A 17,174-nucleotide genomic window follows, 5' to 3' on the forward strand; every position below is an offset into this window, starting at 1 on the left:
TAATATAATCGATCTTGGATAATTATAAAAAAATATAATAAGCCAGATCAAAAAAAAGCGGTGCATGTGCACCGCTTGAGTTTAGGGAGGAAACGTCCAAGAAGCAGTTGCCAAGGCAAATCTGCTTCCCGGTTTTATGATGTACCTCACGCTTATGTGTCAACAGGAAAATCGCCATTGATTTTCCCCACCTTCCCCTTGCGGGCCAGATAGAGATGATAGGACAGGACGGTCTTGGCATCCGTTCGCCCGATCGTGGGCAGATCATGCAGCGACAGGACATGCAGACGGATGTTTTCGTGTTCATTGGCCAGACCTGTATGACGCCCGTCCATTGCATGAAGGGCCTCGGCCCTGACCTCCAGCTCCGCGTAATACAGGGCGATTGCTTCGTCCGTGCCGCCGGGTGAAAGCCAGACGGTATCCAGCAGCACCAGATCCGTCTTGCGGACCTTCAGATCCACGCCGACCTCTTCGGACAGTTCACGCAGGGCGGTACTGACGAACTCCCCTCCGTCCAGCATCCCGGCAGGCAGCGCCAGAAGATCGGGACAGGCAATCGGAACACGCGCCTCCTGCGTCAGCACCGTGCGTGGAGCCTCCCCCGGGCATGTCAGGACCAGCAGGACAGATACCGAATCCCCGCGCAGCATCGCGGCACCGGGCACGGGCCTGCCATCATGCAGCGCATCCGCCACGGCGAATATGAACCCCACGCGCGTGCCGAACATGACGACATCATGCACGTCGATGCGGCGGACATCGAAGCGGGCACATAACCCGTCACGCCAGCGGACAAAATGGGGCGCTTCAAGCACGGCCGCCTGCCGCTCGGGCGGGATCAGGGAAGAAAAGTGGATCTGGACCGCATCGGACATGCCTCGCATTCCCCCTTATCGAACGTCCCCTGCCCGGCCTGTCAGACGCGATGACGGACAGGCGGTCGTTTTCTGTCCACAAACCGGGCAGACAGCCGGACAGGGAACGTCCTGTCCGGCCGGAGCAATTTCTTTACCGCAGGATACCGGTATGCCCGATCGAATACCGTCCCGGCTGCGGCCAGACCGTCAGGCCATGGGGTTCCTGCCCCACCGCGATTTTACGCACCGCGCCGCTTGTCGTGTCAAATGCGTACACCACGTCATCGAACCTGCCCGACAGCCATAATGTCTTGCCGTCGGCGCTGACATTGCCCATGTCCGGGCTGCCGCCATGCGGGATGGGCCACTGCCTGACCACTTTTTGGGTGGCGAAGCTGACAACGGACACACCGCCGGCCTTGCCATGGGGCGGGCCATGAATCTTGTGCGATCCACGGTTGGCAACGTACATCATCGTGCCATCCCTGCTGGGATACAGGCCGTGGGTGCCAACACCGGTCGGTATGAAGCCCGTTTCACGGAAGCTGTCGCCATCAATGATGAACACGCCATCCGCATGCATGTCCGCAACATAGAATGTATGACCATTCGGCGCCGTCAGGATATCCTGCGGCATGCCGCCACTCGACAGCTTGAGATAGCCGAGGACCGTGTGGTTCACGGTATCCACTTTCGCCAGATAGCCACCGAATTCGCATGTGAAGATGGCATAGCGTCCGTCAATCGAGAAATCGGCGTGATTGACGCCCTTGCATTGCGGCACCGACACGGATGTCTGCAACTGCATGGTATGGGGATCGCGGAAATCCAGCCGCTCCCGCGCTTCGGCCACCGTGATGGCCGATTTCCCATCCGGCGTGAAATACATGTTGTAAGGATCATCGACCGCGACCTCCGGCCCCGGCAGGGTCGTGCGCGGATCGATCGGCGTCAGCGTGCCGTTGGTCGTGCCTTCGGCGTTGTTGGTGACCCACAGCGTCCGCAGGTCCCATGAGGGCACGACGTGCTGGGGACTTTTGCCCACGCGGAAGCGGTTGACGACCTTATAGGTCTGGGGGTCGATGACATAGACGTTGTTCGACCGGAGGTTGGGGACATAAATCCGCGGCGGGTCCTGCGCCACCTCCGGCGCGATGTGATCCGACGTCGTTTCGGTATAGATGTTGCGCGGATCCACCACCGGCGGCATGCCCGGTATTGTCTGCACCTGCTGTGCCCGCGCCGCGGACGATCCACCCCACGCCAGGCCCGCCATACACAGCCCGGACATCAGAAACAGTTTTTTTACGGTCATGCAATCCTATCTCCTGCCGCCCCTATAGCACGCGGCAAAAATCTGGCAATCAGGGAGAAACCGGACCATTTTTATCGGTTTCCAGCGCCCTGAGGGCCGCCGCCACCTGCATGTCCGCCCCCACCTGTCCCAGCGCGGCGGTGGCGGGACGGGGGTCGCCGCCATACACCCCCTGCGACGCCCCCGGAAGGGCGGCGTGCCGCAGGGCATCCTCACGCACCATGTCCGGCTGAATCGCCAGCATCAGGGACGTATCGCTGATATCGGCATGCATGCCCACATCCGCGCCCAGCCCACGCCTGCGCAGGAAACCGGCATAGGCCCCGGCGACGACGTCATAGTACGCCGCCAGATAGACCACATGCGCCCCCGTGCCGGCCCATTTGCGGTTCAGCGCCTGCGCCACGGCCTTGAGATCCTTCTGGTACCCGCCGTGATCGCCCAGAAGGATGACACGCCGGAACCCCTGCACCCGCAGGCTTTCGGCAGCACCGCTCACCATGTCACGAAACACCGCTGGCGGAATGCTGATCGTGCCGGGAAAGCGCATGTGCGACGTACGCGGCACGGTACCCCCTTCGGGCACATAGGCAATGGTCGGGGCAACCAGCATATGCCCGGCCTTCTGGGCGATACGCTGCGCCAGCACGGTGGCGCGCACGTTATGCTTTCCCACCGCGATGAACGGGCCGCTCTGTTCCGTGCCCCCCACCGGGATCACGATGCTGGTCCAGCCCTGCGCCAGCGCGTCACGGATTTCCGTCCATGTCAGCTGTGCGAACTCGACACTCCCTGGCGCGGCCGTGGCATGGGCATCCGCATGGGCGTCTTCCGGCGATGCCAGCGCCATTGCGCCCGCGGCCATGCACGCGCACGCCAGCCGCCGCCAGCCCACAACCTGCCGTCGCGCGGCCTTACCTGCACCGCCCGCCGCGCGGCCCGGATGGCCCACGCCGGAACCATCGCGCGGACATCCCGTTAGTTTAGCGAACATTTTACCCCCGCCCTGCCAGTATCGGCGGGTCGGTATAAAGGAGAAGACGCGATGAATGCCAGCGCCATCCCGCATCCGCCCCACAGCCGGACAGGCACGGGCGGGGAAACCCATCAGACAGCGGATGACGCTGATATCCCCACCCTGACCACCCAGCAGGGCACCCCGGTCGCCGATGACCAGAATACCCTGCGTCAGGGCGCGGATGGCCCCGCCCTGATGGAGGATTTTCATTTCCGTGAAAAAATCTTCCACTTCGATCATGAACGCATTCCCGAACGCGTGGTCCATGCGCGGGGATACGGGGCCCATGGCTATTTCGAGCTGACGGATTCCCTTGCCGATGTCTGCCATGCCGACATCTTCGGCAATGTCGGCGAAAAGACGCCGGCCTTCGTGCGCTTTTCCACCGTGGCGGGGGCAAAGGGATCATCCGACGTCGTGCGCGACGTGCGTGGCTTCGCGGTGAAGCTTTATACGAAGCAGGGCAACTGGGACATTGTCGGCAACAACATACCGGTCTTCTTCATCCAGGACGCCATCAAATTCCCCGACTTTGTCCATGCGGCCAAGGAAGAGCCCGATCGCGCCTTTCCGCAGGCACAGACGGCGCATGACAATTTCTGGGACTTTGTCTCCCTCTCGCCCGAGGCCACGCACATGGTCTGCTGGGCCATGTCGGATCGCGCCATTCCACGCTCTTTCCGTTTCATGGAGGGGTTCGGCGTCCACACCTTCCGCCTGATCGATGCGCAGGGACGTTCCACCTATGTCAAATTCCACTGGAAGCCGCGCCAGGGCCTGCAGTCGGTGGTCTGGAACGAGGCGCTGAAGATCAACGGCGCGGACCCCGATTTTCACCGTCGCGACCTGTGGAACGCCATCAACGCGGGCGATTACCCCGAATGGGACCTTGGGGTGCAGCTGTTCGATGACGAATTCGCGGACCGGTTCCCCTTCGACATCCTGGACGCGACCAAGCTGATCCCCGAGGAGCTGGTACCCATCCGCCGTGTCGGCCGCCTTGTGCTGAACCGGGTGGTGGACAATTTCTTTGCCGAGACCGAACAGGTCGCCTTCTGCACCCAGAACATCGTGCCCGGCATCGATTTCACCAACGACCCGCTGCTTCAGGGACGGAATTTTTCCTATCTCGATACCCAGACCAAGCGCCTCGGCGGTCCGAATTTCACGCATATCCCGATCAACGCGCCCAAATGCCCGTTCCATAATTTCCAGCAGGACGGGCACATGGCGATGCACAACCCGAAGGGACGGGCGAATTACGAACCCAATTCATGGCCCCAGCCGCAGGGCGGCCCGCGCGAAAATCCCCGCACCGGCTACCGTTCCTTTCCGCAGGAGCAGTCAGGCGCCAAGACGCGTGAGCGTTCGGCCGCGTTCGGGGATCATTACAGTCAGGCGCGCCAGTTCTATATCAGCCAGACCCCGGTCGAGCAGACCCACATGAAGGACGCCTTCGTCTTTGAGCTGAGCAAGGTGGAGACGCCCGCCATCCGCGTGCGCATGCTTTCGCACCTGCGCAACGTGGACGAGGCGCTGGCCCGTGGCGTGGCGGACGGGCTGGGCATTCCCACGCTTCCCGACGCGGCGGTCGGCCCCCTGCCCGTCCGGACGGACCTGCCGCCTTCCGACGCGCTGAGCATCCTGAAGAACGGTCCTGACAGTTTTCGCGGGCGCAAGCTGGGCATCGTGGTGAGCGAGGGCACGGATGCCGCCCTGCTGTCCGCCGTGCAGGAAGCCGCCCATCAGGAAGGGGTGGAGACGGAACTGGTCGGGCCGCGCATCGGCAACATATCCGATGACAGGGGCAAGATCCTGCCGGTCATGCAGAAGATCAACGGCGGCCCGTCGGTCCTGTATGACGCGGTGGTCCTGCTTCCTTCCGCGCAGGGCAGCACGCTGCTGCTGGGCGAGGCGACGATGCGCGATTTCATCGCGGATGCCTTTGCCCATGCCAAGTTCATCGGATATGCCGCGTCTGCCGAACCGCTGCTGGATGCGGCGGGGGTGGGTACGGCCGAACGTGACGACGGCATCCTCAGGCTGACCAAGGCCAAGGATGCGGCTGCCTTTATCAAGGCCTGCGCCGCGCTGCGGTTCTGGCCGCGCGAAAAGCGCGTGCATGCGGTCTGACCCACGCCTGCCGGCCTGATACCCGGTCCGGGAATCCGTGATCTTTTTTACGTGCCTGCCCTTGATGCGCTATCGCGGCAGGCACAATGAAAGGGACATGGAGGGACCGAAATGGACGAAAAACCGGATAAAAAACCACATGTTTCCATCCATTACTGCACGCGCTGCAACTGGCTGCTGCGCGCGGCATGGATGGCACAGGAACTGCTTGCGACATTTGGCGAGGAACTGGGCGCCGTGACCCTTGTACCGGGAAGCGGCGGCCGTTTTGAAATCCATGTCGGTCCCCACCTGATATGGGAACGCAAACGCGATGGCGGCTTCCCCGGCCCGAAGGAACTGAAGCAGAAGGTCCGCGATGTCATCGCGCCCGAACGGGACATGGGGCATATCGACCGGTAGAGAAGACACGATCCCCGCCATTGTCTGCGCCGCACCGCCACCCCATATGCGCAGTCATGGCACATACCGCTTCATCCTCGCCCCCGTTCACGACCCGCCCGTCCCTTGACGGCACGGAAATCAGGCGCCGCGTCCAGCGCCTGCGGCGGCTGGCGACCCTGCTGGACGCAGCCTTTACGATACCGGGCACGCGCGTGCGCTGGGGGCTCGATACGCTGATCGGAGCCCTGCCGGTGGCCGGAACTGCGGTGATGGCGATCCCCTCGCTTTATATCATCTGGGAAGCATACCGGATGAACGTGCCGGGGAAGGTCATCCTCAGGATGCTGGCGAACGTGGGGGTGGAATTGCTGTTCGACTTCGTTCCCGTCCTCGGTGACCTCGCGGATACGGTGTACAAGGCGAACCTGCGCAATATCGACCTGCTGGAACGTCATTTCGGCATGACGGTGGACGTTCCCCCTCCCGGACGCTGAACCTGTGCAGTGATCCCTGTACGCTGATCCCTGTGCACCGACCTTGCGATCCGGCGCCTGTACGGATAACCCGGAACAGGATTACCGCCTGATGGGACCGCCGTTCATGTTCTCTGCGCTTTCGCCCTCCATCGCCACGGTCGCCCGGATCCTGCATCAGCAGATGGGTGAACGGGTCACGACCAATGAATCGATCCGTGAACAGCACAGCCATGGCGAGGGATGGAAACGCGCCAGCCTGCCCGCGCTGGTGGTGTTCGCCGAAGGCACCGAGGACGTGGCGCTGGTCCTGCGCACCTGCCATGAACATGGGGTGGCGGTCGTGGCCTTCGGGGGCGGCACATCGGTCGAAGGCCACGTCACCCCCGCAACGGACGCCATCAGCCTTGATCTTTCGCGCATGACCCGCGTCCTGGCGGTCAATGCCGATGACCTCGACTGTCGGGTGGAAGCCGGGGTCACGCGCCAGTCGCTCAATGCGCATCTGCGCGATATGGGCATGTTCTTTCCGGTCGATCCGGGTGGGGAGGCCACGTTTGGCGGGATGTGCGCCACGCGTGCCTCCGGCACGGCGGCCGTGCGTTACGGCACCATGCGCGAAAATGTGCTGGGACTGCGGGTCGTCATGGCTGACGGGCGGATCGTCGATACGGGCGGGCGGGTGCGCAAGTCATCCACCGGTTATGACCTGACCGGCCTGTTCATCGGTTCGGAAGGCACGCTGGGCATCATTACCGAAATCCAGCTGCGGCTGCATGGCATCCCCGAAACCATTGCCGCCGCGACGTGCCAGTTCGAAGATCTGGCCGATGCGGTGCGCACGGCGGTCTCCACCATTCAGGTGGGCGTGCCGATCGGGCGGATCGAGCTTCTTGACGACGCCCAGATGGAAGCCTGCATCGCCTATTCCAAGCTGGAGGACTACCGCCCCATCACGACCTTGTTCTTCGAATTCCAGGGGTCGCCGGAGGCCGTGCGCGAACAGGTGGAAATGGTGGAGGCCATCGCCGCCGACAATAACGGCCTCGGCTTCATATGGAGCACGAGCCAGGAAGAACGCACCCGTCTCTGGAAAGCGCGCCACAGCGCCTATTGGGCGGCCCTTGCCGCGTATCCCGGTCGCAACGGCATCGCGACGGACGCCATCGTTCCCATTTCCGCGCTGACGGAACTCATCACGGGGGTCAAGGCGGATATCGAGGCATCTGGACTGCCGGCCCCCATCGTGGGGCATGTGGGGGACGGGAATTTCCATACCATCATCATGGTGCCCCCCGAACCCGATGGATATGAACGGGCGATGGAACTGGACCGCAGGATCGTGCGCCGGGCGCTGGCGCTGAACGGGTCATGCAGCGGCGAACACGGGATCGGCAGTGGCAAGATGGAGTTCATGGCCGCCGAACACGGCGAAAATGCGCTGGAGGTCATGCGCGCAATCAAGAAGGCCCTCGATCCGCAGAACATCCTGAACCCCGGCAAGCTGCTTCCGCCCGCCCCAGACGCGACGGCCGCCTGAACCTTTCACACGGGGGGATGGCCGTGGCGAACGCATCGGACAAGACGGCAGAACGCACGCAGCGGCTGCGCCAGGCGATGCAGAACCTGGACGCGGGACATTTCGCGCAGGCCCGCGCGCTGGTCGAACCGATGTGCGGCGACGGACGGGCCGATATCATCCTTGCCCATGCGCTGGCGGGCAGTGGTCGCGCAGCCAGGGCGGCGCGGCTGCTATGCCGTCTGGCGCATGACAATCCGACGGCAGGTCATCCCGCGCAGGACATGATGGCGCTTCTTTTGCGTCATTCGCGCATCGCGGAAATCGAGGCGACGCTGCACGCGACCATGATGCAGACGCCCAACGATATCCGCCTGTATGACCTGCTGGGTGAATTCCTGCTGTTGCAGAACCGCATGACCGATGCGGTTGAGGTGCTGGTGGAAGGATGCAGGCGCCATCCCGCCGCCCTGCGGACCGGCAACCTGCTGGCGGTGACACAGAATGAACTGGGTCAGGCCCGCGACGCGCAGGCGCTGCTGCGTCACCTGCTGGAATATCATCCGCGCAGCGCGATGACGCATGCCAATCTGGCGCATATCCTGACCATCGACAACCAGATGGATCAGGCCCTGCATCATCACCGGCAGGCGCTGGCGCTGCGTCCCGATGACCCGCAGATCCACCTCAATCACGCCATGACCCTGCTAAAGGCGGGGCGGCATGCGCAGGGCTGGCCCGAATATGAATGGCGCCTGCGCATGCCGGGACGCCAGAAACACCCGTTTGAACGTCTTCTGCCAACGCTGGAGCAGAATACGGACCTGACGGGACAGCGCATCGTGGTCCTGTCAGAGGCCGGGCTGGGCGACATGCTGATGTATCTGCGCTTTGTCCCCGCGCTGGTCCGGCGTGGCGCGCGCGTTATCCTTCAGCTTCCGCGTGAGATACTGCCCCTTGGCACGCGTATTTACGGGGTGGAACGGGTTATCGATCCGCTGCGCCCGCTGCCCGCGCATGACTGGCACTGTCCGTTCGGAAGCCTTGCGCGCGCCCTGGGCCGCACATCCGATATCGTCGGCGCGCCAATCCCCTACCTGCAGGCCGACCCGGAAAAAATCCTGCGATGGGAAGAATACCTGCCGTCGCGCCCGGGCCTGCGGGTCGGGATCGTCTGGGGTGGCGCCAGCCGTCCGGGCGTAGCACAGGCGCAGGCCATCGACCGCAAGCGTTCGATGCACATTTCCCAGCTTGCGCCCCTGACCACGATAAAGGGGATCCATCTGGTCAACCTGCAACGTGGCCAGCATGCGCAGCAGATGACGGACATGCCCGAGGGCATGCAGCTTTATGATCCCATGGATGACGTGCGCGACATGGATGACACCGCCGCGATCATCATGAACCTCGATATCGTCGTATCGGTCGATACGTCGGTCGTCCATCTTGCCGGTGCACTGGGCAGGCCGACCATCATGATGGACCGGTACGACAATTGCTGGCGATGGCAGTCCGGCCGTCATGACAGCCAGTGGTACCCACAACTGCGTATCGTACGCCAGTCCCGTCCGGGGGACTGGGAAGGCGTCGTGGCACAGGTCCGCGAACTGCTGGCAACCGCCGCCGCCAGCCATTCCTGAAAAAGTGGCCGTCTAGGCCTGCGACATCGCCGTCAGCAGGGGCGTTACGGCCTCCCGCGCCGCGCGCTCCGCCCCGGCGGGGTCCTGATTGCGGATCGCATCAAGGATCCGCACATGTGCCGCCAGTCCCGGTTCCGGCAGGGCGGGCTCCATCACGGCGGTATGGGTGCCGCGCCGCACTTCGGAGACGAAATAGCGATAAAGCTCGCTCAACGCCCTGTTATGCGACGCTTCTGCAATCGCAAGGTGAAAGGCCGTGTCACGCGCGACAAAAGCCTCCATGTCCACACTGCCGGACACTTTTTCGCCCCGCGCCTCCAGCAGCTTTTCCAGACGCTTCAGGTCGCGCTCCGTCCGGCGCAGGGCGGCCAGACGCGCGGCCTCGGCCTCCAGCACGACACGCAGCTCGAAATGATCGCGCAGCCCTGATCGGCTGATGCGGTGCATCACATCGGCAGGGTCGGTCCGTGAACGGACATAGGTGCCATCGCCCTGCCGCACCTCCAGCATGCCGGCATGGGATAGGACACGCACCGCCTCGCGCACGGTGTTGCGCCCGACCTGCAACAGCTGCGCCAGTTCCGTTTCCTTGGGAATGCGTTCGCCCAGCGCCCATTCCCCTTTCGCGACGCGTTCGCGCATGACTGCAATGGCCTGTTCCACAAGGGAATGTCGCGGAAGGGGAGGAAAAGAAGACATAGGCTGTTTCATATCCCAAAGATGACGCGTGGGACAGTCCGTCGCCGCCAGCACGTCATCAGAGCCTCAGTCAAGGCGCACCGCAGGGCGGACAAACACGTCCAGCCAGTCCACCAGACATGATATCATGCCCCGGAAAGGTCCATAGAGTTCGAACTGGTGCTGGCGATAGAGCATCAGATGGACCAGCCGGGCGGAAAGGCCATGAAGCCATCCGCCACCAAAGACGGTGCCGCCGGGGAACGTGCCCCAGCCGTTATAATCGCCCAGCGCGACCACCGCCCCCTTGTTGTTGAACACGAACGGCGGCAGCGGACGCCCGTCCATCCATGCAGGCAGGTGACGCGCCAGATGGTGTGCCTGCTGCCGGGCGGCCTGCGCCGTCGGGGCCACAGGCTTTTCCGCGATGAAGGCGCAATCCCCCATGGCAAAGACATTGTCGTCATCCATCACCTGAAGCGTGGGACGCACCTCAAGCTGTCCCGAACGCGAAAGCTTCATGCCCCCGAATTTCGTGGTCACGTCGGGGGCCTTCACCCCGGCGGCCCAGACACGCAGCGTGGCGGGCACGCGGCTTCCGTCCTTGAGCATGAAGCCATTTTCGTCCGCGCCGCTGACCATGGCGGAGGTCTGCACGGTCACGCCGATGGCCTCCAGCTGCTTCATCGCGGCCTGCGATACCTTTTCGGGAAAGGCGGGCAGGATGCGCGGCCCGGCCTCCAGCAGCGTGATCTTAAGCGCGGGGGGCTTTTCTCCGAAACTGTAAAGCGCGGCAAGGCCCAGCGCCTTGTGAAGTTCGGCGGCAAGCTGCGTTCCGGTCGCCCCGCCACCGACAATGGCGATGTCGAGTTCGCGGTGATAGGCAAATGCCTTGAGCAGTTCCATGCGGAAACGGTCATTGAAGCCGTTTGCATCGACAAGGTTGTCAATGAACATGCAGTGCTCGGCCACGCCCGGCGTCCCGAAATCATTGGCGCGACTGCCAATGGACAGGATCACGGCGTCATATTCCAGGCTGCGTTCCTCCAGGATCGTTTCCCCATTGGGGTCGATCACCGGAGCAAGGGTAATGGTCCTGGCCTTACGGTCCATGCCCGAAATCTCGCCGGGCCAGAAATCGAAATGATGGCGGCTGGCCTGCGACATGAAGCTGATGCGGTCATTCTCGTTCGCCGCAGTGCCCGCGGCGAAGCAGTGGAGCATCGGCTTCCATACATGGGCAAAGCTTTTATCCACGAGGGTAATTTCCGCGCGTCCGGATTTCCCGACCGTCTTGCCCAGGCGTGTGGCCAGCGCCAGCCCCGCGACCCCCCCGCCAACAATCACGATCCGAAACTTCTGCGCCATCTTGCTCTGCTCCAACCCATTCGCACGACATGCGGGACGTCCCTGCGATACCCGCCGTCTCTCGTATTTCGTCGCCATCACACTCAAGGCATGGCCGTTCCTGTCCGGACACACCCTATTGCAAAATGCGCCATCGACAATGCCACGTCCCAGGGCACGGCGAAGGTTATACCCCATTCCCCTTGACAAAAATCAAAAAACGGCGCGCGGACACGGCCATATCCGCCCCGAAGTGCGGCCTGCGCCGCGTGGCCGCCGGCAGGAGGCGCACAATATCTTTATCCATTCCGAACCGGTGCGATGCGCATGCAGAATGCGTGATATGCCAATTGTCCACACGATCCCGCGCCGTGACAGGAAAGCCGTGACTGGGAAAGCGGAAATGACCACGCCACCGATGCCTCTTCTCGATAACCTTCTCCCCCATTACCAGTTTCAGGAATGTCACCGGATCGCCATCCGCGCGCCTGCCGCTGCCATCATGCGCAGCATCCACGCCTATCGCGCCCTTCATGATCCGCTGGTCCGGCTGGCGATCGGCCTGCGCGAAGCTCCGGCCCGCCTTATGGGGCGCAGGCCGGGGCCGATGCTGGATCTGGACGATTTCACCATCCTGGGACACGAAGGAGAACGGGAAATCGTTTTCGGCCTGATGGGCGCGTTCTGGAAAGCCGATTATGGGCTGGTTCCCCTGGCATCGGCCACCGGCTTTCGTGAAGGCCCTCACCCCGACCTGTGCAGACTGGCCATGGGGTTCGTCATCGCGCCCGGTTCCGGTAATGCCTGCCGGGTTACGACACGGACCCGCGTCTTCTGCCCGACGCCGGCATCGCAACGGCGCTTTTCACCTTACTGGTACGCCATCCGGCCCGTCAGCGGCCTGATCAGGCGCCGGATGCTGGGTCGCATCCGTGCAATGGCGGAAAGTCCGCCTGTTTCCTGACCCGCACCCTGTCCCGCGATGCATCGGCGCGTCAGGAAATGGACTGACCTCTGACAAGGTATAATATTTACGTGCGATAATATTTTTGATTTTTCAGCGATAATGGTCCCGTCGCCGTCCCGTCAGGATGAAAAAACGGGATCACATGCCGGAAATGCCGCCTTCCCAGCCCGTATCAGGGCGCCTCGTCATCCGATGACCTGCTTGCCACGTGCAATTGCACGTTGTTTGCCTTGAGGATCTGGCGGATCCGCGCGGAGGGTTCGCGGTCGGTGAAAAAACCATGGATGTTGGACAGGTGTCCCAGCCGCCCCATCGGACGGCGACCGAATTTGCCCTGATCGGCCAGCAGAAACACCTTGCGCGCATTGCGCATCATCGCCTGCGCGACATTGATTTCATCGGCGTCAAAATCCAGCAGGGTGCCGTCTTCCTCGATTCCGCTTATGCCGATGACGGCAAAATCCGTCCTGTACTGGTCAATGGACGTGCTTGCGGTCGACCCGGTAATGCCGCCGTCGGAAAACCTGACCTGCCCCCCCGTCACGATGACCTGAAAATCGGTCCGTGACGACAGGGTGGAGGCCACATGCAGGTTGTTCGTGATGACCCGCAGGGCCTTGTGCCGGCGCAATGCCTGGGCAAAGGCCTCGGTCGTGGTGCCGATACTGATGAACAGGGAGGAATTGTCGGGAATGGCGCGGGCCGCGATGCGCCCGATCGCCTCCTTGGCATTGCGGTTCAGGACCTGCCGTTCCGCATAGGCGATATTTTCAACCGAGGACGCCAGCCCCGCCCCGCCATGATGGCGGGTCACCTGCCCCTGTCGCGCCAGGGCGTTGACGTCCCGACGGATGGTCTGCACCGCCACATTCAGCCGCTGGGCCAGATCCTCGTTCGAGACGTACCCCTGCAGGCGCACCAGTTCCATGATTTCGCGGTGTCGTTCCTCTGCCGATACGCTGGCCATATATTCCTGATCCTGCCCTTGCCACATCATTTCCGGCACACGATCCCGCGCGCCGACGCAAGTGCAATCTACTGCAATTGAGGACCACACAAAACCACGGGCGCGAGGCTGACGGAGGGAGGGTATCCCCCTTCCCCCGTTCCTGTCATTGTCTCAGGCGGAAACGGCCAGCGTCCTGCCCGTCGCCCCCAGGTCGGCAAATGTCTTGTCCAGACGGGCGACGATGCCACATTCGCCCACGCGCAGCCATTTGCGCGGATCATAAATCTTCTTCAGCGGCTTGCCCGTCGATGGGGAAATCTGGTGGCGGAACGCCTCGGAATGTTCCAGCACGTATCCGCCCACGCTTTCGGCAAAGGCAAACTGGATGTCCGTATCAATGTTCATCTTGAACACGCCGTAGGAAACCGCCTCCGCGATCTGGCGCTGTTCCGAACCGGACCCCCCATGGAAGACGAGCGCGAGCGGCCGTTCCCCCTGCCCCGTCGCTTCCGACACCGCCTGTTGCGAATGCAGCAGGATTTCCGGGCGCAGCTTGACATTGCCGGGGGCATAGACTCCATGCACGTTACCAAATGACGCCGCGATCGTCACGAATCCCAGCGGGGAAAGTTCGTTATAGGCACGCAGCACATCCGCCGGCTGGGTATAGAGGTGGGCATTATCGGCGCCATCATCCAGATCGTGCCCGATCCCGTCCTCTTCCCCGCCGGTCACGCCAAGTTCGATTTCCAGGCCGATCCCCAGCGGCGCCATGCGGCGCAGGAACCGGGCGCATTCGGCGATGTTTTCCTCCAGCGGTTCGGCCGAAAGGTCGATCATGTGCGATGAAAACAGCGGACGCCCGGTTTCACGCACCGCGATTTCGCTTTCATCAATCAGGCCCGACACCCACGGCAGCAGCTTCCGGTCGGCGTGATCCGTATGCAGGATCACGCAGATGCCGTATTCCGCCGCAAGCGTATGCACATGCCGCGCCGCCGCGACCGCGCCAAGGATACGCGCGCGGTTCTGGTCCTTCATCCCCTCGCCCGCGTAAAAGCGCGCGCCGCCATTCGACAGCTGGATGATGACATCCGAACGGTTGCGGGCCGCGGCCTCCAGCACGGCATTGATGCTGTCGGTCCCGACAACATTGACCGCAGGCAGGGCATATCCCTCGCTACAGCATGTCGCGACCAGCCTGCGGTAATCCGCGCCCGTGACGACACCGGGCGACAGGGATGCACGCGCGGACAGGGGACGTTCCTGATTTGTCATGATCGAACCAGCCTTTCGTGGTTTTTGTTTTTATCGCCAGGTCTTGGTGGAATAATCGTGATGTCCTTCGACAAAACGCAGGGTGCCGGATTTTGAACGCATGACCAGCGAATGGGTGATCGTCCATCCGTTGCTCTGCGTGATACCGCGCAACAGCGTGCCGCCCGTGACGCCCGTCGCGGAAAACAGCACGTCGCCGCTTGCGATATCCGTCAGGTCCAGCTTGCGCGACGGGTCGGCGCCGGGGTTCATTTCCTTCGCGCGGGTGATCTGGCTTTCATCCTCGAACAGCAGGCGGCCCTGCATCTGCCCATGCACGCAGCGTACCGCCGCCGCCGCCAGAACGCCCTCCGGCGCGCCGCCCGACCCCAGATAGATATCGACCTCGTTATTTTCCAGACACGCCGCGATGGCCGCCGCGACGTCCCCGTCGCTGAGCAGCGTCACGCGCGCGCCCATCGCACGCGCGCGACCGATGATCTCCTCATGGCGCGGACGATCCAGCGTGCACAGCATCAGGTCGCGGATATCCTTGTCTTTCGCCTTTGCAAGGGCCTTCAGGTTGGCCTCCACGCTGGCGTCGAGATCCACGACATTCTCGGGCAGGTCGGGGCCGACCACGATCTTGTCCATGTAGATGTCAGGCGCGTGCAGGAAATGCCCTTCTTCGGCCAGGGCCACCACCGTCAGCGCATTGGGTAGGTTCTTGGCGCACAGGTTGGTGCCCTCCAGCGGATCGACGGCGATGTCCATCGCCGGGCCGCCCGCGCCCACATGCTCCCCGATGAACAGCATCGGGGCCTCGTCCATCTCGCCCTCGCCGATGACGACGGTGCCGTTGATCGCCACGGTGTCAAACGCGCGGCGCATCGCCTCGACCGCCGCGCCGTCGGCCTCGTTCTTCTTTCCGCGTCCGGTCCAGGCGGATGCCGCAACCGCCGCCGCCTCCGTCACGCGCACCAGTTCGAGGGCAAGGTTACGGTCAGTGACCTGATAGGGGGTCGGCGTGACGGTCATGTAACAATCCTTCCTGTAGGGTTCTTATCGTCGTTCAAGAGGCAACAGTACTGGTCAGGGTACGCTTCACGGCCTGATGCCATCCCCGGACCAGCACATCGCGCTGATCCGCGGACATCAACGGCTGGAACAGACGCCCCCGCGTCCAGGTTCCGGCCAGTTCGGGAATACTGTCCCATACCCCGACGGCAAGTCCCGCAAGGAATGCCGCCCCGAGCGCCGTCGTTTCCACCTGCCGGGGACGTTCCACCGGAGTCTGGAGCATATCCGCCAGAAACTGACAGAACCAGTCATTGACCGACATTCCCCCATCAACACGTAGCGCGCTGAGCTTGCCGCCGCCGTCCTCGAACATGGCACCGACCAGATCAAGGGTCTGGTACGCCACGGATTCCAGCGCCGCGCGCGCGATATGCGCCGCCGTCGCATCCAGCGTCAGCCCGCAGATCAGGCCACGCGCATCGGGATCCCAGTGCGGCGCGCCCAGCCCGACGAAACCCGGCACCATATAGACGCCGTGGCTGTGCGGCACGCGGGTTGCCATGTCATCCGTCTGGGACGCATGGGTAATCAGGTTCAGGCCGTCACGCAGCCAGCGTATCGCCGCCCCCGCCACGAAAATCGAACCTTCGAGCGCATAGGTCGTCGTATCGCCGATCCGGTAGCCGATGGTCGTCAGCATCCGGTTGTTCGACATGACCGGACGATCACCGGTATTGAGCAGGGCGAAACACCCCGTGCCATACGTCGCCTTTGCCATCCCCGGCGTGAAGCAGGCCTGCCCCACCAGCGCCGCGTTCTGGTCCCCCGCCATGCCAGCCACCATGATCGGGCATCCGAACAGTTCCGGATCGGTTTCACCGAACGGTTCGCTGTTGCCCTGTATGCGCGGCAGGATCGCGGCGGGGATGCGGAACAGGTCCAGCAGGTCCCTGTCCCACTCCCCGGTATGGATGTTGAACAGCAGGGTGCGCGCGGCGTTGGTGATGTCGGTCGCATGCACCCGTCCGCCCGTCAGGCGCCACAGCAGGAAACTATCGATCGTGCCGCATGCCAGTTCCCCGGCCTCCGCCCGGTTGCGGGCACCGGGAACGTTGTCGAGGATCCATGCAAGCTTGGTCGCCGAAAAGTACGGGTCCAGCAGCAGGCCGGTGCGTTCGCGCACCAGTGCCTCATGTCCTTCCTGGCGCATGCGCGCGCACTGCGCCGTGGTGCGGCGGTCCTGCCACACGATGGCGCGATGGATGGGTTCGCCCGTCCTGCGGTCCCATACGACAATGGTTTCGCGCTGGTTGGTGATGCCGATGGCCGCGATCTGCTCCGGGCCGCCCACCTGCTCCATCGCTTCGCGCGCGGTGGAGACAACATTGCCCCAGATCTCGACCGGATCATGTTCGACCCAGCCCTGATCGGGATAATGCTGCTGGAATTCAACACGCGCCGTGGCAAGTGCCGCGGTGTCACGGTTGAACACGATGCTGCGTGTCGATGTCGTACCCTGGTCAATGGCCAGAATTTTGTTCTTCTTGTTCATTGTCGTTTCCTGTCCCATCAGGATCGAGATATCGATAGCACGGCTTGCATGGCCGCAATGAA

General features: G+C 63.0%; 15 protein-coding genes. 6 read left to right on the forward strand and 9 right to left on the reverse strand.

What is annotated here, in order from left to right; genetic code table 11:
- Positions 1 to 152: 152 nt before the first annotated feature.
- From NJLHNGOC_RS11700 to NJLHNGOC_RS11710, 3 genes are all read right to left on the reverse strand, one after another.
- Complete coding sequence (locus NJLHNGOC_RS11700; protein WP_113596519.1) at positions 153 to 878, reverse strand: NUDIX domain-containing protein; 726 nt, start codon at positions 876 to 878, stop codon at positions 153 to 155.
- A 133-nt stretch (positions 879 to 1,011) separates the two neighbouring features.
- The gene (locus NJLHNGOC_RS11705) at positions 1,012 to 2,136 is read right to left on the reverse strand and encodes a YncE family protein (protein ID WP_239021507.1); all 1,125 of its coding nucleotides are present in this window, start codon (positions 2,134 to 2,136) and stop codon (positions 1,012 to 1,014) included.
- A gap of 88 nt (positions 2,137 to 2,224) precedes the next feature.
- Entirely contained in the window at positions 2,225 to 3,040 is an 816-nt protein-coding gene (locus NJLHNGOC_RS11710) for a creatininase family protein (RefSeq protein ID WP_113596521.1), read from the reverse strand.
- A 180-nt stretch (positions 3,041 to 3,220) separates the two neighbouring features.
- Here NJLHNGOC_RS11710 and NJLHNGOC_RS11715 point away from each other — a divergent pair, with 180 nt between their 5' ends.
- The 5 genes from NJLHNGOC_RS11715 to NJLHNGOC_RS11735 all read left to right on the forward strand — a co-directional run bounded on the left by NJLHNGOC_RS11715 (position 3,221) and on the right by NJLHNGOC_RS11735 (position 9,342).
- Positions 3,221 to 5,326, forward strand: coding sequence for a catalase (locus tag NJLHNGOC_RS11715; RefSeq protein WP_113596522.1), 2,106 nt, complete (start codon positions 3,221 to 3,223; stop codon positions 5,324 to 5,326).
- Positions 5,327 to 5,437: 111 nt separating this feature from the next.
- Positions 5,438 to 5,728: a SelT/SelW/SelH family protein gene (locus NJLHNGOC_RS11720; RefSeq protein WP_113596523.1), complete on the forward strand. Its 291-nt coding sequence runs from the start codon at positions 5,438 to 5,440 to the stop codon at positions 5,726 to 5,728.
- Positions 5,729 to 5,784: 56 nt separating this feature from the next.
- Entirely contained in the window at positions 5,785 to 6,204 is a 420-nt protein-coding gene (locus tag NJLHNGOC_RS11725; RefSeq protein ID WP_113596524.1) for a DUF4112 domain-containing protein, read from the forward strand.
- Between the two features lie 163 nt (positions 6,205 to 6,367).
- Positions 6,368 to 7,723, forward strand: coding sequence for an FAD-binding oxidoreductase (locus NJLHNGOC_RS11730; RefSeq protein ID WP_408890872.1), 1,356 nt, complete (start codon positions 6,368 to 6,370; stop codon positions 7,721 to 7,723).
- Positions 7,724 to 7,746: 23 nt separating this feature from the next.
- A complete protein-coding gene (locus NJLHNGOC_RS11735; RefSeq protein ID WP_239021501.1) occupies positions 7,747 to 9,342 on the forward strand; it encodes a glycosyltransferase family 9 protein in 1,596 nt (531 codons plus the stop codon).
- A 12-nt stretch (positions 9,343 to 9,354) separates the two neighbouring features.
- Here NJLHNGOC_RS11735 and NJLHNGOC_RS11740 read toward each other — a convergent pair whose 3' ends face one another.
- Positions 9,355 to 10,041: a FadR/GntR family transcriptional regulator gene (locus tag NJLHNGOC_RS11740; RefSeq protein WP_239021502.1), complete on the reverse strand. Its 687-nt coding sequence runs from the start codon at positions 10,039 to 10,041 to the stop codon at positions 9,355 to 9,357.
- 66 nt (positions 10,042 to 10,107) lie between these two features.
- Entirely contained in the window at positions 10,108 to 11,388 is a 1,281-nt protein-coding gene (locus tag NJLHNGOC_RS11745) for an NAD(P)/FAD-dependent oxidoreductase (protein WP_113596526.1), read from the reverse strand.
- Positions 11,389 to 11,785: 397 nt separating this feature from the next.
- On the opposite strand from NJLHNGOC_RS11745, the gene NJLHNGOC_RS11750 reads away from it, so the two are divergent.
- Positions 11,786 to 12,331, forward strand: a complete 546-nt coding sequence (locus tag NJLHNGOC_RS11750; protein WP_113596556.1) for a hypothetical protein — start codon at positions 11,786 to 11,788, stop codon at positions 12,329 to 12,331.
- A 175-nt stretch (positions 12,332 to 12,506) separates the two neighbouring features.
- Here NJLHNGOC_RS11750 and NJLHNGOC_RS11755 read toward each other — a convergent pair whose 3' ends face one another.
- The 4 genes from NJLHNGOC_RS11755 to glpK all read right to left on the reverse strand — a co-directional run bounded on the left by NJLHNGOC_RS11755 (position 12,507) and on the right by glpK (position 17,112).
- On the reverse strand, positions 12,507 to 13,301 hold the full coding sequence (locus NJLHNGOC_RS11755; RefSeq protein WP_113596557.1) for a DeoR/GlpR family DNA-binding transcription regulator: 795 nt from the start codon (positions 13,299 to 13,301) through the stop codon (positions 12,507 to 12,509).
- A gap of 153 nt (positions 13,302 to 13,454) precedes the next feature.
- A complete protein-coding gene (fbaA, locus tag NJLHNGOC_RS11760) occupies positions 13,455 to 14,561 on the reverse strand; it encodes a class II fructose-bisphosphate aldolase (protein ID WP_113596527.1) in 1,107 nt (368 codons plus the stop codon).
- A 30-nt stretch (positions 14,562 to 14,591) separates the two neighbouring features.
- On the reverse strand, positions 14,592 to 15,578 hold the full coding sequence (gene glpX, locus NJLHNGOC_RS11765) for a class II fructose-bisphosphatase (RefSeq protein ID WP_113596528.1): 987 nt from the start codon (positions 15,576 to 15,578) through the stop codon (positions 14,592 to 14,594).
- A gap of 34 nt (positions 15,579 to 15,612) precedes the next feature.
- Positions 15,613 to 17,112, reverse strand: coding sequence for a glycerol kinase GlpK (glpK, locus tag NJLHNGOC_RS11770; protein ID WP_113596558.1), 1,500 nt, complete (start codon positions 17,110 to 17,112; stop codon positions 15,613 to 15,615).
- Between the last annotated feature and the right edge of the window lie 62 nt (positions 17,113 to 17,174).

Source organism: Novacetimonas cocois, assembly GCF_003311635.1.
GTDB lineage: Bacteria > Pseudomonadota > Alphaproteobacteria > Acetobacterales > Acetobacteraceae > Novacetimonas > Novacetimonas cocois.

Bases quoted from the DNA above. Each gene is read 5' to 3' on its own strand.
- NJLHNGOC_RS11700 (WP_113596519.1), bottom strand. From the start codon at position 878: ATGTCCGATGCGGTCCAGATCCACTTTTCTTCCCTGATCCCGCCCGAG.
- NJLHNGOC_RS11705 (WP_239021507.1), bottom strand. From the start codon at position 2,136: ATGGCGGGCCTGGCGTGGGGTGGATCGTCCGCGGCGCGGGCACAGCAG.
- NJLHNGOC_RS11710 (WP_113596521.1), bottom strand. From the start codon at position 3,040: ATGGCCGCGGGCGCAATGGCGCTGGCATCGCCGGAAGACGCCCATGCG.
- NJLHNGOC_RS11715 (WP_113596522.1), top strand. From the start codon at position 3,221: ATGAATGCCAGCGCCATCCCGCATCCGCCCCACAGCCGGACAGGCACG.
- NJLHNGOC_RS11720 (WP_113596523.1), top strand. From the start codon at position 5,438: ATGGACGAAAAACCGGATAAAAAACCACATGTTTCCATCCATTACTGC.
- NJLHNGOC_RS11725 (WP_113596524.1), top strand. From the start codon at position 5,785: ATGGCACATACCGCTTCATCCTCGCCCCCGTTCACGACCCGCCCGTCC.
- NJLHNGOC_RS11730 (WP_408890872.1), top strand. From the start codon at position 6,368: ATGGGTGAACGGGTCACGACCAATGAATCGATCCGTGAACAGCACAGC.
- NJLHNGOC_RS11740 (WP_239021502.1), bottom strand. From the start codon at position 10,041: ATGTCTTCTTTTCCTCCCCTTCCGCGACATTCCCTTGTGGAACAGGCC.
- NJLHNGOC_RS11745 (WP_113596526.1), bottom strand. From the start codon at position 11,388: ATGGCGCAGAAGTTTCGGATCGTGATTGTTGGCGGGGGGGTCGCGGGG.
- NJLHNGOC_RS11750 (WP_113596556.1), top strand. From the start codon at position 11,786: ATGCCTCTTCTCGATAACCTTCTCCCCCATTACCAGTTTCAGGAATGT.
- NJLHNGOC_RS11755 (WP_113596557.1), bottom strand. From the start codon at position 13,301: ATGGCCAGCGTATCGGCAGAGGAACGACACCGCGAAATCATGGAACTG.
- fbaA (WP_113596527.1), bottom strand. From the start codon at position 14,561: ATGACAAATCAGGAACGTCCCCTGTCCGCGCGTGCATCCCTGTCGCCC.
- glpX (WP_113596528.1), bottom strand. From the start codon at position 15,578: ATGACCGTCACGCCGACCCCCTATCAGGTCACTGACCGTAACCTTGCC.
- glpK (WP_113596558.1), bottom strand. From the start codon at position 17,112: ATGAACAAGAAGAACAAAATTCTGGCCATTGACCAGGGTACGACATCG.